14 protein-coding genes are annotated in these 13,099 nt (G+C 67.2%); 8 read left to right on the top strand and 6 right to left on the bottom strand.

Translation table 11 applies throughout. The features are described from left to right. Positions 1-856 (top strand): c-type cytochrome (locus G3N61_RS34750; RefSeq protein ID WP_241018043.1); only part of this gene is annotated, 856 nt, incomplete at its 5' end. Positions 857-899: 43 nt separating this feature from the next. Here the strand turns inward: G3N61_RS34750 and G3N61_RS34745 are convergent. Continuing rightward, the gene (locus G3N61_RS34745; RefSeq protein ID WP_205824621.1) at positions 900-2,822 is read right to left on the bottom strand and encodes an SMP-30/gluconolactonase/LRE family protein; all 1,923 of its coding nucleotides are present in this window, start codon (positions 2,820-2,822) and stop codon (positions 900-902) included. 59 nt (positions 2,823-2,881) lie between these two features. Here G3N61_RS34745 and G3N61_RS34740 point away from each other — a divergent pair, with 59 nt between their 5' ends. Further along, positions 2,882-3,142, top strand: a complete 261-nt coding sequence (locus tag G3N61_RS34740; RefSeq protein ID WP_205824620.1) for a hypothetical protein — start codon at positions 2,882-2,884, stop codon at positions 3,140-3,142. Between the two features lie 150 nt (positions 3,143-3,292). Here G3N61_RS34740 and G3N61_RS34735 read toward each other — a convergent pair whose 3' ends face one another. After that, positions 3,293-3,724, bottom strand: a complete 432-nt coding sequence (locus G3N61_RS34735) for a GFA family protein (RefSeq protein ID WP_205824619.1) — start codon at positions 3,722-3,724, stop codon at positions 3,293-3,295. A gap of 100 nt (positions 3,725-3,824) precedes the next feature. Then, complete coding sequence (locus tag G3N61_RS34730) at positions 3,825-5,018, bottom strand: porin (RefSeq protein ID WP_043180738.1); 1,194 nt, start codon at positions 5,016-5,018, stop codon at positions 3,825-3,827. Between the two features lie 301 nt (positions 5,019-5,319). On the opposite strand from G3N61_RS34730, the gene G3N61_RS34725 reads away from it, so the two are divergent. The 4 genes from G3N61_RS34725 to G3N61_RS34710 all read left to right on the top strand — a co-directional run bounded on the left by G3N61_RS34725 (position 5,320) and on the right by G3N61_RS34710 (position 8,010). Next, the gene (locus G3N61_RS34725) at positions 5,320-5,952 is read left to right on the top strand and encodes a LysE family translocator (protein WP_089451893.1); all 633 of its coding nucleotides are present in this window, start codon (positions 5,320-5,322) and stop codon (positions 5,950-5,952) included. Between the two features lie 12 nt (positions 5,953-5,964). Continuing rightward, the gene (locus G3N61_RS34720; RefSeq protein WP_043180742.1) at positions 5,965-6,501 is read left to right on the top strand and encodes a GNAT family protein; all 537 of its coding nucleotides are present in this window, start codon (positions 5,965-5,967) and stop codon (positions 6,499-6,501) included. 109 nt (positions 6,502-6,610) lie between these two features. Next, entirely contained in the window at positions 6,611-7,345 is a 735-nt protein-coding gene (locus G3N61_RS34715) for a metallophosphoesterase family protein (protein WP_205824618.1), read from the top strand. A 53-nt stretch (positions 7,346-7,398) separates the two neighbouring features. Continuing rightward, positions 7,399-8,010, top strand: a complete 612-nt coding sequence (locus G3N61_RS34710; protein ID WP_205824617.1) for an alpha/beta fold hydrolase — start codon at positions 7,399-7,401, stop codon at positions 8,008-8,010. A 120-nt stretch (positions 8,011-8,130) separates the two neighbouring features. Here G3N61_RS34710 and G3N61_RS34705 read toward each other — a convergent pair whose 3' ends face one another. Then, entirely contained in the window at positions 8,131-9,453 is a 1,323-nt protein-coding gene (locus G3N61_RS34705; protein ID WP_205824616.1) for an ATP-binding protein, read from the bottom strand. Positions 9,454-9,542: 89 nt separating this feature from the next. Between G3N61_RS34705 and G3N61_RS34700 the strand changes: the two genes are divergently transcribed. Beyond that, the gene (locus G3N61_RS34700; protein WP_089451889.1) at positions 9,543-10,595 is read left to right on the top strand and encodes an RNA-guided endonuclease TnpB family protein; all 1,053 of its coding nucleotides are present in this window, start codon (positions 9,543-9,545) and stop codon (positions 10,593-10,595) included. Between the two features lie 13 nt (positions 10,596-10,608). Here the strand turns inward: G3N61_RS34700 and G3N61_RS34695 are convergent, their stop codons facing one another. Beyond that, entirely contained in the window at positions 10,609-11,349 is a 741-nt protein-coding gene (locus G3N61_RS34695) for a response regulator (protein WP_034190595.1), read from the bottom strand. 227 nt (positions 11,350-11,576) lie between these two features. Between G3N61_RS34695 and G3N61_RS34690 the strand changes: the two genes are divergently transcribed. Further along, positions 11,577-12,158 carry a thioredoxin family protein gene (locus tag G3N61_RS34690; protein WP_089451888.1) on the top strand — a complete coding sequence of 194 codons (582 nt, stop codon included), beginning with the start codon at positions 11,577-11,579 and terminating at the stop codon, positions 12,156-12,158. A 55-nt stretch (positions 12,159-12,213) separates the two neighbouring features. Here the strand turns inward: G3N61_RS34690 and G3N61_RS34685 are convergent, their stop codons facing one another. Then, the gene (locus G3N61_RS34685) at positions 12,214-12,852 is read right to left on the bottom strand and encodes an FMN-binding negative transcriptional regulator (protein WP_205824615.1); all 639 of its coding nucleotides are present in this window, start codon (positions 12,850-12,852) and stop codon (positions 12,214-12,216) included. Positions 12,853-13,099 lie beyond the last annotated feature (247 nt).

Below are 13,099 nucleotides of genomic sequence, written 5' to 3'. Positions count from 1 at the left end.
GGCCGCCCCGCAGGACGCGCCGGCCGCCGCATCCGCACCCGCGCCGGCTGCGATGGCGGCGGCCGCCAAACCCTTCGCGCCACCCGCCGAATCCGCGATACCCGCCGACGAGTTCGGCAAGACCGTGAAGCTCGGCGAACAGATCTTCCTGCACACGCCCGAGTTCGCGGGCAAGTACGTCGGTAACAAGCTGACCTGCGCGAGCTGCCACCTCGATGCGGGCCGCCGGCCCGATTCGAGCCCGATGTGGGCCGCGTACCTGTTGTATCCCGCGTACCGCAGCAAGAATGGCCACGTGAACACGTTCGCCGAGCGCCTGCAGGGGTGCTTCCGCTACAGCATGAACGGCAAGGCGCCGCCGGCCGGCGACCCGATCCTTGTCGCGCTCGAAACCTATTCGTACTGGCTCGCGAAGGGCGCGCCGGTCGGCACGAAACTGCCGGGGCAGGGTTTCCTGAAACTGCCGCCGCCCGCGCAGAAGGCCGACTATGCGCGCGGCGCCGCCGTCTACACGCAGCACTGCGCGCTGTGCCACGGCGCGGACGGCCAGGGGCAGTCGAGCGGCGACAAGGCGGTCTTCCCGGCGCTGTGGGGCGCGCGGTCGTTCAACTGGGGTGCGGGGATGGGCGACATCCGCAATGCGGCCGGCTTCATCAAGGCCAACATGCCGCTCGGACTCGGCGGCACGCTGACCGATCAGGAGGCATGGGACGTCGCGACCTTCATGGACAGCCACGAACGTCCGCAGGACCCGCGCTTCACGGGCTCGGTGCAGGACACGCGCGCGAAGTTCCACAATTCGCCCGATTCGATGTATGGGCTCAGCGTGAACGGGCGCGTGCTCGGCGCGCCGTGACGCAGGCGCCGTGCCGGCCATCCGGCCCGCACGGCCTGCCCGTTCACGGATGCCAGCGATACACGATCATGCTCGTGCCGTTGTAGTTGTCCTTCGTGATCACGTATTCGCCGGTCGAGCGCAGATACGCGCGGATCCCGTACATCGAGTCGACGTCGTTGCCGACGTCCATCGCCGACGTGTTCGAGTTGGTCAGCGTCGTGACGAGGGCGCCCGTGTTGAGATCGAACACGTCGACGTTCGGCACGGTGTGCACATAGCCGACGAACAGGTAGTGGCCGGCCGCCGCGATCGATTTCGGGTTCGCGCTGGTCAGGTTGATCACCGGGTTCGGCGCGGTCGTGTTGCCGTTCTTCCAGCCGTGATAGACCTCGATGTGCCCGTTCATCGCGGTCCAGTCCCAGTTGTTCGCGAGGCCCTGCGCGAGAATCATCGTGTCGCTGTCCGCCTGATAGACGATGCGCGTGGTCGGCGCCACGGTGCTCGGCACGGGCGTCGTCACCGGCTTGCCCCATGACGGCTTGCCGGTCGCGTCGAAGCCCGTCATCGGGTAGCGGGTAATCGCGTTGGAGCCGTTCAGCCCGGCCCATACGTCGCCGTTGCCGTCGATATCGAAACCGGTCGTGACCTGCAACGTCGTGTTGAACGGCTTGCCCGGCAGCGAGCCCGCCGGATTCGCGATGTAGCCGGTCGCCGGCGTGAAGTAATAGAAATTGAAGTTGCCGGGGTTCTGGCCCGACGCGACGAGAATCCGGTTGCCGCCGACCATCACGAGCTGGCCGAAGTGCTGGCCGCGCTGGTAGTCGTTCATGTCGAGGCGCGGATCCTTCGGATAGGTGAACGGATCGACCGTGTTCGCGACGAACGTGCCGCCCGCCGAGCCCGTGTACACGTTGTTGCCGCTGTAGAAGAACGCGCCGTCCGTCGCCGGGTCGGGTGCGGCGATCGCCTCGAAGTTCAGCGCCTGCAGCTTCCATTGCAGCGCGCCCGTCGGGCTGTACGAATGCAGGTCGGTGCTGCCGTTGCGCCCGAGATCCCAGCCGCCGCCCCACGCGTTGTTGAGCACGTACAGGTTGCCGCCTGAATCCTTGCCGATGCCGACCACGCGCGTGAAGCGCTTGTCGCCCACCTGCCCCTTGATGCCCGAGGTCGTGTCGAGATAGCCGCCCTGCACGCCGAACGTGCCGATCTGCTGCGGCACCCCGGCGAGGCTGTAGATCTTGATGTTCATGTCGCGGCCCTGGTCGCCCACCAGCAACTGCCCCGTCGACGCGTCGAAATACAGCGCCGACGGCCGCGCGCCGGCCGCCATCTGGATCGTGTTCATCAGCGTGCCGGTCGCGCTGTACTGCACGACCACGCCCGCGCTCATGCGCGCCACCCACAGGTTGCCCGCGGCATCGAGCGCCAGCGCGCCGGGCCCGGTCACGCCGATGTCGCGCTGCCAGACGCCGTCGGTCGTGTACACGCGCACGCGGTTGCCGTAGAAATCGCTCGCGTACAGCAGGTTGCCGGCCGTCGCGAGGCCGGTGATCACGTCCGGGTTCGGGAGGCCCGTCCACGTGCTGACCGGGATGCGCAGGTCGCGCTTGTTCGTGCTGCGGTTGTAGCGGCCCACCGAGCCGCTGCCGAAGGTGCGGTTGTAGCCGAGCGCGACGAAGATCGACGTCGCGTTGCCGGTAATCGCGCCGCCCTGGAATTCGTCGTGGATGCCGATCGTGCCCATCGACTGGCCGTTCTGGTAGAGCGCGACGCCGCCCGCGTTCTCGTCCCAGCGCGACGCCGTGTAGATCACGCCCTCGGGCGCGACCCACATCGAGCGCGCCGCATTGCCGACGTGCTGGGCCAGCGTGCCGTACGTGTTCGCGAGCCAGTCGGTCGAGTATTGCACCTGCGCGTGACTCGCCGGTGCCAGCATCGCCATGCACATTCCCAGCAACGCCGCCCGAATTTGTTTCATTGACATGAATAATGCTCCCGAACATTCAATTGTCGACACTGTAAATCGCGGCGCATGAAATATTGGTGATTCCGGCTAAAGCGCATTCGCCGTCACCCCGAATTATTCACGCCGTTCCTTTTGCCGTCCGGCGCTTTTCCGTCAACGATGGTCAAACCCGCTCACCGCGCCGCAACGGCTGGCCGGCCGCACGGTTTCGGTGCTTTTTCCCCGGCATTTTCTTCCGGGCCGTTCAATGCGAATGCGTCATTTTTTCTGAAATGTCCGCATTGCCTTTTTCATTCCCCGGAAATGAGCTCAATGATTACAAATCGAAATTGAAATGAAAGGGAAAAAATATTATCCGGCGCAATCGCGTTGTCGCGATTCAGCGCAGCGGCATATGGCGGAAGAAAGGGAAGAAGGAAGGGAAAAGCGGGAGACGGCAAGCAAACCAGAACCGCGCGCCGGCCATGCCGGCACGCGGCCGCGATCGTTCAGCTCGCGTCGTCGAGCGTCGGGCCGTCCCAGCCGTCGACGAATTTCGGCAGCGCGTCGACGACGTCGATCACGCGGTGCCGGTAGAACAGGTGCATCGTCGGCTGCAGGTCGCCGGGCAACTGCCCGCCGTGCGCCCGCGCGGCCAGGCTGTTCGGCACGACGCGCATGCCGAGCCGGTTGGTGCCGAACACGATCTCGCCGCACGACGCGCAGTACGTGCGCGACATCGACTTCGCCGGATGCGGGAACGTCGCGTGGCCGCCTTCGACGGCCACCTGCTCCGGCGGCCACGCGGTCGCGGACAGCACCGGCGTGCCGTAGAAATCGCGGCAGGTCGCGCAATGGCAGTTCGCGCGCGCCGCCGGTTCGCCGCGCAGCGTCACGGTGACGGTGCCGCACAGGCAACTCGCGGAATGCGTTCGGGTCATGTCGTCTCCTCGAAGAAAGGAGGCGACAGTATAGGAGCATGCGTGCAACGTTGCCGGCATCGCGCGCGGGCAACGTTGCAGCCGCAACGATCGCTGCGCGTCAGAACTTCTGGCGCAGGCCGAGGCTGACGATGGCCTGCGACCGCGAATCGGACGAGTGGCCGTTCGCCTTGTCGGACACCGACGCGGTCGCCGCCACCGGCCGGCCCATCGCGTCGAGCGTCATGCCCGACGCATGCTGGTACGCGCCGAGCAGGTACACGCTGGTGCGCTTCGACAGGTCGTAGACGGCGCCGAGCGTCACGTTGTGATACTGCGCGCGGTCGTCCACGCCATCGACATCGCTGCCGCGCGTGTAGCTGTAGCCCGCGAACAGTTGCGTCTGCGGGCGCACGTTCCAGCGCGTGAACACGCCCACGACGTTGAACGTCGCGTGGCCCGTGAACAGCGACTGGCCGCCGCTGCGGTACTGCACGTTGCTGTAGTCCACGCCGACGACGGCCGGGCCGAAGTCGTAGGTCGCGCCGGTCGCGATGATCTGCTGCGATTGCGCGCTCGCATAGCCTTCGTTGATCGACGAGTTGAACAGCCCGTCGTCGGTGCTCTGCCACTTGCCGGTCGTCGGGTCGGTCGCGCCCGTCTTGCTGTTGTCCGAACGCTCGAAGCCGACCCCGACGCGCAGCGGGCCTGCCGCGTAACCGGCGCCGACGCTCCACGTGTTGCGCTGCTTCATGCTGCCCGGCTGGCTGCCGAAGCCGTACAGCGCGCCGAACGTGAAGCCCGAGTAGTTGGCGCTCGTGTACTTGATCGAGCTGTCGACACGCGCGGTCTGGTCGAGGTCGTCGATATCGCCCGGGTGCGCGCCGAAGCCGCCGATGTACGACGACGGGCCGACCGGGCTCACGAAGTCGTCGAGCGACGTGTACTGGCGGCCGAGCGAGACCGTGCCGTAGCGATCACTGCCGAGACCGACGAACGCCTGGCGGCCGAACTGGCGGCCGCCCTGGCCCGACGTGCCGTTCGTGATGTCGAAGCCGTTCTCGAGGACGAACAGCGCGCGCAGCCCGCCGCCGAGATCCTCGGAACCCTTGATGCCCCAGCGACTGCCGGACAGGTTGCCGGTCGTGAGCGCCACGTCCGAATGGCCGGTGTACGCGCCCGCCGAGCCGACCCGCTCGTTGCTGCGATAGGTCACGCCCGCATCGACGATGCCGTACAGCGTGACGGAGCTTTGCGCGGCGGCGATGCCCGCGAGCGAGAGCAGCAGCGGGGCTGCGATCAGTTGCTTGTTCATGATTGTCGTGTCTCCGGGCGGTGAACCCGTTGTTCTGGCTGTCAGTTGCGAGTAGCGCGCGGGCGGCGAGATCCACCGGCGGTGCGAGGCCGGTGACGCGCGCGCGACGACGCGGCGGGCATGCCCGCTGCGGCCGTCATGGTAAATGGAACCGGTTCCGGTCGAAAGCGGAATAATGAAAACAGTTTGTTTCCAAAATCGAGATAGTGGAACGGATGGCCGTGTACGCCGTGCGCCGTCCCTGTACAGCCCGGGCGGGCGCAGCCGATAATCGAACGCGCCGTCCATCAGGAGAGCCTTCATGCATGAAACGACCTTGCTGATCTTCGCCGCCGTCGCCTTCGTCGGCATCGCGACACCCGGCCCGACCGTGCTGCTCGCGCTGACCAACGGCTCGCGCTACGGCGTGCGCCGCGCGGCCTACGGCTTCGCGGGCGCGATGCTGTCCGACTTCGTGCTGATCGTCGCGGTCGCGCTCGGCCTCGGCGCGCTGCTGATGGCGTCGGCGTTCTGGTTCTCGGTGGTGAAGTGGCTCGGCGCCGCGTACCTCGCCTATGTCGGCATCCGGCTGCTGATGTCGAAGGGGTCGCTCGACGTCGCCGCCGCGCACGACGGCGCGGCATCCGGGCGCAACGCGTCGATCTTCGCGAAGAGTTTCCTCACGGCGGTGACGAACCCGAAGGGCTATCTGTTCTTCTCGGCGTTCCTGCCGCAATTCCTCGATCCGTCCGCGCCGCTCGCGCCGCAATACATCGCGCTCGCGGTCACGTTCGCGCTGCTCGACGGCGCCGTGATGTTCGGCTACGCGCTGCTCGGCGCACGCGCGGTGCGGCTACTGAAGCGCGCGGGTGCGCTGTGGCTCGAACGCACGTGCGGCGCGATGCTGCTCGCGCTCGCCGGGTCGCTCGCGCTGTACCGGCGTCACGCGGCATAGGAGCGGATCCCGATGAGAATCGCTGCACCGCCCCGCTCCGGCTTTCCCGGCCTGTCGCTCCGCCAGCTCGAACGCGCCGACCTCGACGCGTGGCACGCGTACCTGACGAACCCCGACGTCTTCCGCCACACGAGCTGGAACCTGCGCTCGCCCGACGATCTTCTGCCGCTGTTCGACGCCATCGAATCGACCGACCCGGATTCGATCCGGCGCCTTGCCGTGATCGACGATGCATCGGGGGCACTCGCCGGGACGATCGGCCTGCATACCGTGTCCACCGTGAACCGCTCGGCGGAGATCGCATACGATCTCGCGCCGTCGCACTGGGGGCGCGGGATCGCGAGCGCGCTGTGCGCGGCCGTCACCGCGTGGGCATTCGCGGACGGCGGCTTCATCCGCATGCAGGGCGTCGTGCTGACCAGCAACGCGGGCTCCGCACGCGTGCTGCAAAAGTGCGGCTACCGCTACGAAGGGCTGTTGCGCGCGTACAAGATCGTGCGCGGCACGCCGGGCGATTTCGCGATGTACGCGCGCCTCGCGACCGACTGACGCGCCCCGCGATTTCACGTCAACCCGCTCACGGCTGCGCAGGCGCACGCCATTGGACGGCCTGCGCCGAATTGGCGACAATCGCCGTTTCCGTCCACGACGATCCGCCATGAAAATCGCCGCGCTGTCCGACATCCACGGCAACCTCGCCGCACTCGATGCGGTGCTCGACGACGTCCGCCGCCGCGGTGCCGACGTGATCGTCAATCTCGGCGACATCCTGTCGGGCGCGCTCCATCCGGCCGAAACAGCCGACCGCCTGATCGCGCTCGACCTGCCGACCATCAAGGGCAATCACGAACGGCAACTGCTCACCGGCGATCGCGAGTCGATGCGGCTGTCGGATCGCTGGGCGCACGACACGCTGCGCACCGATCATCTCGACTGGATCGCCGCGCTGCCCGAACGCGCGACACTCGGCGACGACGTATTGATGGTGCACGGCACGCCGGACAGCGACCTCGTCTATTTCCTCGAAACGGTCACGCCCGACGGCTGCCGTGCGGCCACGCCCGATGAAATCGCGCGGCGCGCGGGCGACGCACCGGCGTCGCTGATCCTGTGCGGCCACACGCACATGCCGCGTACGGCAAAGCTCGACGACGGCCGGCTGATCGTCAACCCGGGCAGCGTCGGGCTGCAGGCATACACGGACGACCTGCCGCATCCGCACCGCATCGAAACGGGTTCGCCGCATGCGCGCTACGCGATGGTGTCGCGCACGGCGGCCGGCTGGAACGTCGAATTCCATGCGGTCGAATACGACTGGCACACGGCTGCGGCCACCGCGGCCACGCGCGGCCGCGACGACTGGGTCGTCGCCCTGCGCACCGGCCGTTGCTGACACGCCCGCCCCATCATCCCGCTTCCCTTCGTTCACCGGAAAACCGCACCGCCATGCCCGTTCCGTCGCAACTGCTTTTCCTGCCCGGCGCATCGGGCAGCACCGCCTTCTGGCAACCGCTCGCCGGCCTCCTGACGCATCCGGCCGAGCGTCGGATCGTCAGCTATCCGGGCTTCGGCGACACGCCGCACGATCCGGCCGTCGACGATTTCGACAGCCTCGTGCGCCGCGTGCTGGACACGATCGACCGGCCGACCGCCGTGATCGCGCAATCGATGGGCGGCGTGATCGCGATGCGCGCGGCGCTCGACAAGCCCGCACTGATCACGCACCTCGTGCTGACGGTCACGTCCGGCGGACTCGACATGGCAGGGCTCGGCGCGCAGGACTGGCGTACCGGTTTCGCGGAAGCCAACCCGCAGCTTCCCGACTGGTTCCTGACGTTCCGTGCCGATCTGTCGCAAGAAATCGGCCGCATCGCGCAACCGACGCTGCTGCTATGGGGCGACGACGATCCGATCAGCCCCGTCGCGGCCGGCCGGCGCCTGCTCGAACGGCTGCCCGATGCACAGCTGCATGTCGTGCCGGGCGGCCGGCACGATCTCGGGGCCGTGCATGCGTCGACGCTCGCTCCGCTCGTCGATGCGCATCTGCGGCGCGTGTGAGGTCGCGCGCTTCGGCTTCGGCTTCGGCTTCGGCTTCGGCTTCGGCTTCGGCTTCGGCTTCGGCTTCGGCTTCAGTTTCGACACGCCCCTGAAACCGCGACGCTCACGCGCCGCATCCCGTCACACCACATTCCTCAACGTGAGCCGCGCCTCGAGCCCGCCGCCGTCCGTCCGGTTGTTCAGCGTGAGCGTGCCGCCCATCGCGAGCGCGAGTTGCCGCGCGATCGCCAGGCCGAGCCCCGTGCCGCCCGTCTCGCGATTGCGCGACGTCTCCACGCGCCGGAACGGCTCGAACACCGCGTCGAGCTGATCGTCCGGAATGCCGGGCCCGCGGTCGAGCACCGCGATCACCGCGCCGCCGTCCGGCGCGGCGTGCACGTCGATCTCGGCCGCGCCCGCGAACTTCAGCGCGTTGTCGACGAGGTTGCCGACGATACGCCGCAGCGCCTTCGGCCGCGTGACGAGCGCGAGCGGCGCGCGGCTGTGCAGCGCGACGTCCTGCCCCGCATCCGTGTAGTCGCACACGATGCTGTCGAGCAGCGCATCGAGATCGATGCGGCGCGCGGCCTCCTCGGTGCCGTGCAGCGTCCGCGCGTACGCGACGCCCTCCTTCACCAGATGCTCCATCTCGAGCAGGTCCTGGCGCAGCTTCGCGCCCTGCACGTCGTCGTCCATCATGTCGGCGCGCAAGCGCATCCGCGTGATCGGCGTCTGCAGGTCGTGCGAGATCGATGCGAGGATCTGCATGCGCTCGGCCATGTACTGCGCGATGCGATCCTGCATCGCGTTGAACGCCCGGGCGGCGCGCGCGACTTCCGACGGCCCGCCCTCGTTCAGCCGCTCGCCCTTCAGGTCGGGGCCGAGCGCATCGGCGGCCTGCGCGAGCTGCTTGAGCGGCCGCGTCGCGAGCCGCACCGCGAGCCAGCAGCACGCGGCCAGCACCGCGAGCTGCAGCACGAGCACGACCGGCAGCCAGCCCGACAGCGGCACCGTCGACATCGGATGGATGTCGATCGTCAGCGGCGACCCGTCGGTCAGGCGCAGATGCACCTGCAGATGTTCGCGGTCGCCGGGGATCGCGTTCGCGGTCAGCGGGTAGTCGCCGCCGATGCCGTCGGAGATCGAGCGCTCGACGCGCGCCGACAGCCGCGCTTCCGGCGGGGTGCCGGTTTCGCCGGGCCCGAGGATGAACGCATAGCTGCGCCGCGCAAGGCGCGGCAGCCAAGCGGCCCGCTCGGCGGGCGGCAGGTGGTCGAGCAGCGCGACCGAGCTCGCGACCTCGCGCTCGATGTAGCCCATCATCAGGTTGGTGGTCGCCTGGTCGCGCTCGGTCACGGTGAGCCAGAACGACAGCGTCTGCGCGAGCGCGAGGCCCACGCACAGGATCAGCGCGAGCCGCGCGAACAGCGAGCGCGGCCAGTGCCACGGCATGCGCGCGCTCATCAGTTGCTCCGAGAAACCCCGTCCTTCAGGGCGGGGAGGAAAGGATTGCTGTTGACAGGCAGCTTCTTCCACCGGTTAGGATCACCTGCATGATCCTTGTCTATCGCTACCGGGTGAAGTCGCTCAACGGACTGCTTAACAAGCAGAGCCGCGCGGTGAACTACGTCTGGAACTTCTGCAATGACACGCAGAAGCACGCGCTCCAGTGGAGCAAGAAGTGGCCGACGGGTTTTGACCTGAACATGCTCACCACTGGCAGCAGCAAGGAACTCGGCATCCATTCCGGCACGGTCAACGCAACGTGCGAGCAATATGCGAAGTCGCGCAGTCAGCACCGGCGACCTTACTTGCGCTATCGGGGCAAAAAGTCTCTTGGCTGGGTGCCGCTGAAGGGCCGTGACCTGAAGCGCGAGGGTGACGCGTTCCGTTTCGCCGGCAACACGTTTCGCGTGTTCAACAGCCGGGCGCTTCCCGAAGGCAAGATCAAGGACGGAACCAACTTTGCGCAGGATGCGCGCGGCAACTGGTTTCTCAACATCGTGATCGAGATGCCGGATGTGCAGGCCCGACCTATCCGTTCCGGCGTCGGCATCGATCTCGGCCTGAAAGACTTCGCCACACTTTCGACCGGCGAGAGACTGCCTAACGATCGGTTCGGTCGATGCGCGGCCGAGAAGCTCGCGAAAGCGCAACGAGCACGAAAGCACAAGCGGCATATCGCGAAGCTGCACGCCAAGGTGGCGAATGCCCGAGCCGACTTCCAGCACAAGCTCGCGCTCGATCTGGTGCGGCGCTTCGATTACATCGCGGTCGGCAACGTGTCGGCCGCGAAGCTCGCCAGAACCAGGATGGCGAAGAGCGTCTACGACGCATCCTGGTCGTCCTTCCGAAACAAGCTCCGTTACAAGGCGATCGCGCACGGAGCCACGTTCGAGGAAGTCGACGAAAGCGGTTCGACCCAGTCCTGCTCGGCGTGCGGATCGAAAGACAGCACGACGCGGCCGAAAGGTATCGCGGGACTGAGAATAAGAGAGTGGGCCTGCAGTGACTGTGGTGTCGAGCATGATCGAGATACCAACGCTGCGTTGAACATTCTCCGATGCGGACGTGCATCGCCAGGTGTGGGAATCCTCTCCCTTTAGGGGGAGGAGGGCGTCAAGGCGTACCGTCGACGGCGGTCACGGCCGACGAGAACACATAGCCCTCGTTGCGCAGCGTCTTGATGTAGCGCGGTTCGCGCGCGCCGTCGCGCAGGCGCTGGCGCAGCCGGCTCACGAGCAGGTCGATCGACCGGTCGAACGGGTCGGACTGCCGCCCCTGCGTGAGATTGAGCAACTGGTCGCGCGTCAGCACGCGTTGCGGGTTGTCGAGGAACACGCGCAGCAGCCGGTATTCGGCGCCGCTCAGCGCGACCAGCGTGCCTTCCGCATCGAGCAGGTGGCGCCCGGTCGTGTCGAGCCGCCATTCGCCGAACGCGAGCATCTCCGCGGTTTCCGTCACCTGCATGCCGGGCGGCAGCATGCGCGCGCGGCGCAGCACCGAGCGGATCCGCGCGAGCAGCTCGCGCACCGCGAACGGCTTGGCCAGGTAGTCGTCGGCGCCCATCTCGAGGCCGATGATGCGGTCGGTTTCCTCGCCGCGCGCGGTCAGCATCAGCACCGGCACCGTCCGGAACTTGCCGGCGCGCAGGTCGCGGCACAGCGTGAGGCCGTCCTCGCCCGGCATCATCAGGTCGAGCACGATCAGGTCGGGCGCGCCGTCGTCCAGCACGTTGCGCATCTCGCGGCCGTTCGCGGCCAGCGACACGCGCATGCCGTTCTTCTCCAGATAGTCCGCGATCAGTTCGCGGATCGCGCGATCGTCGTCGACGATCAGCACGTGGTCGATCTTGTCCATGAGTCGTTGTCGGTGTCGAGGTAGTCGGGCAGGCGATGTCCGCTTTTATACCGCACGGCGGGCATGCGTTTGTATCCCAATGTATCGCGCCGCCGCGACGACACACAACATTGCACACGCGTGGCTCGCCGGACACATCGCAGATACGTCGGCGCCGCCTAATGGGGCCTGTCGAAACCCGTCCGGCCGCCGCCACCGAGCCGCGGCCTCCCGCTCAGGAGAACGCCATGCTGCCCCGACTCAAGATCGCCACCCTCGTCATCGCCCTGGCCGCCACGGCCGGGCTCGCCGCCTTCGCGGGCACCCGCGACGACGCGGGCATGCCGACTTCGCAGGCCGGTACGGCGGCGCCCGATTTCACCGGAATCGACCGCTGGCACAACAGCCCGCCGCTGACGCTCGGCCAGTTGCGCGGCAAGGTCGTGCTCGTCGATTTCTGGACGTACTCGTGCATCAACTGCATTCATACGATTCCGTACGTGAAGGAGTGGGACCGGAAGTATCGCGACCAGGGGCTCGTCGTGGTCGGCGTGCATACGCCCGAGTATCCGTTCGAGCGCGACGCGGGCAACGTCGCCGATGCGATCAAGCGCTTCGGCATCCGGTATCCGGTCGCGCAGGACAATCGCTACGACACGTGGCGTGCGTACGGCAACCAGTACTGGCCCGCGCTGTACCTGATCGACGCGAACGGGAAGGTCGTCTATACGCGCTATGGCGAAGGCGAGTACGACAAGACCGAGGCCGCGATTCGCGGCGCGCTCGCGCAGGCCGGCGAAGGCGCGAAGGGCGCGACGCGCACGCAGTAACGGGCCGGCGCGCGGGCGTGGCGCTTGCCCGCGCATTCCTGCCTGTCGAAGGCGCTTACCCGCGCTTCGCGTCGGCCGCCGCGATCATCGCTTCCCCGATCGCGAGGTTGCCGTTGGCGACCAGCGCATCGCCGGCGCCGCGGATATCGGCCTCGTCCTTGTTCTGCCCGAGCTTGCGCTTGCCGACGAGCCGCGTGATTTCGATCTGCAGCCCGACGATCGACTGCAGCATCTCGTCGAGATAATCCGTCGGCGCGTCGCCCATCTTCCACGGCACCGGCTGCGATGCCTCGTGCGTGCGCGTCAGCCGCGCGACCACGCCGCGCACGAACTTCTCGTCGTCGCGCACCGTGATGCGGCCGTGCGCATGCACGACCACGTAGTTCCACGTCGGCACCTGCCGGTGCGCCACATGCTTGCTCGGATACCAGGTCGGCGAGATATACGCGTCCCCCGCGCGGAAGATCACGAGCACCTCGTCGCCGTTCGCAACGTCCTGCCAGACCGGATTCGCGCGCGCGACGTGCGCATGCAGTTCGCCGAGCCCGCCGTCGCTGGGCAGCAGCTCGAACGGAATATGGTTCGCGTCGAGCCCGCTCTTGCCGTGCGTGATCAGGCTGCCGAACGGATGCTGCACGATCAGCTCGCGCAGCGCGTCGGGGTTGGGTTCGTTGAATTCGGCGGGGACGTACATGTCGGCTCCACGGTCGTGTGGGGGTTGGAATGGATCAGGCGATGGCCCGGCATGCGTCGATTGTGGCTCCAAACTGGTTTATGCTGTAGAGCCGGTTTGGAACAATTTCAGCAGACCAGAATCATGGTCAACTGCAACCCGGAAACGGTGTCGACCGACTATGACACGTCCGACCGCCTGTACTTCGAGCCGCTGACGCTGGAAGACGTGCTCGAGATCGTCGACAAGGAAAAGCCGGTCGGCGTGA

The organism is Burkholderia sp. Ac-20349, from assembly GCF_017104865.1.
Taxonomy (GTDB): Bacteria; Pseudomonadota; Gammaproteobacteria; order Burkholderiales; family Burkholderiaceae; genus Burkholderia; species Burkholderia aenigmatica.
The sequence above is the reverse complement of the archived record's forward strand: the minus strand, read 5'-3'. Positions and strand labels throughout refer to the sequence as shown.

Bases quoted from the DNA above. Each gene is read 5' to 3' on its own strand.
- G3N61_RS34685 (WP_205824615.1), bottom strand. From the start codon at position 12,852: ATGTACGTCCCCGCCGAATTCAACGAACCCAACCCCGACGCGCTGCGC.
- G3N61_RS34735 (WP_205824619.1), bottom strand. From the start codon at position 3,724: ATGACCCGAACGCATTCCGCGAGTTGCCTGTGCGGCACCGTCACCGTG.
- G3N61_RS34745 (WP_205824621.1), bottom strand. From the start codon at position 2,822: ATGTCAATGAAACAAATTCGGGCGGCGTTGCTGGGAATGTGCATGGCG.
- G3N61_RS34720 (WP_043180742.1), top strand. From the start codon at position 5,965: ATGAGAATCGCTGCACCGCCCCGCTCCGGCTTTCCCGGCCTGTCGCTC.
- G3N61_RS34700 (WP_089451889.1), top strand. From the start codon at position 9,543: ATGATCCTTGTCTATCGCTACCGGGTGAAGTCGCTCAACGGACTGCTT.
- G3N61_RS34725 (WP_089451893.1), top strand. From the start codon at position 5,320: ATGCATGAAACGACCTTGCTGATCTTCGCCGCCGTCGCCTTCGTCGGC.
- G3N61_RS34715 (WP_205824618.1), top strand. From the start codon at position 6,611: ATGAAAATCGCCGCGCTGTCCGACATCCACGGCAACCTCGCCGCACTC.
- G3N61_RS34710 (WP_205824617.1), top strand. From the start codon at position 7,399: ATGCCCGTTCCGTCGCAACTGCTTTTCCTGCCCGGCGCATCGGGCAGC.
- G3N61_RS34695 (WP_034190595.1), bottom strand. From the start codon at position 11,349: ATGGACAAGATCGACCACGTGCTGATCGTCGACGACGATCGCGCGATC.
- G3N61_RS34705 (WP_205824616.1), bottom strand. From the start codon at position 9,453: ATGAGCGCGCGCATGCCGTGGCACTGGCCGCGCTCGCTGTTCGCGCGG.
- G3N61_RS34690 (WP_089451888.1), top strand. From the start codon at position 11,577: ATGCTGCCCCGACTCAAGATCGCCACCCTCGTCATCGCCCTGGCCGCC.
- G3N61_RS34730 (WP_043180738.1), bottom strand. From the start codon at position 5,018: ATGAACAAGCAACTGATCGCAGCCCCGCTGCTGCTCTCGCTCGCGGGC.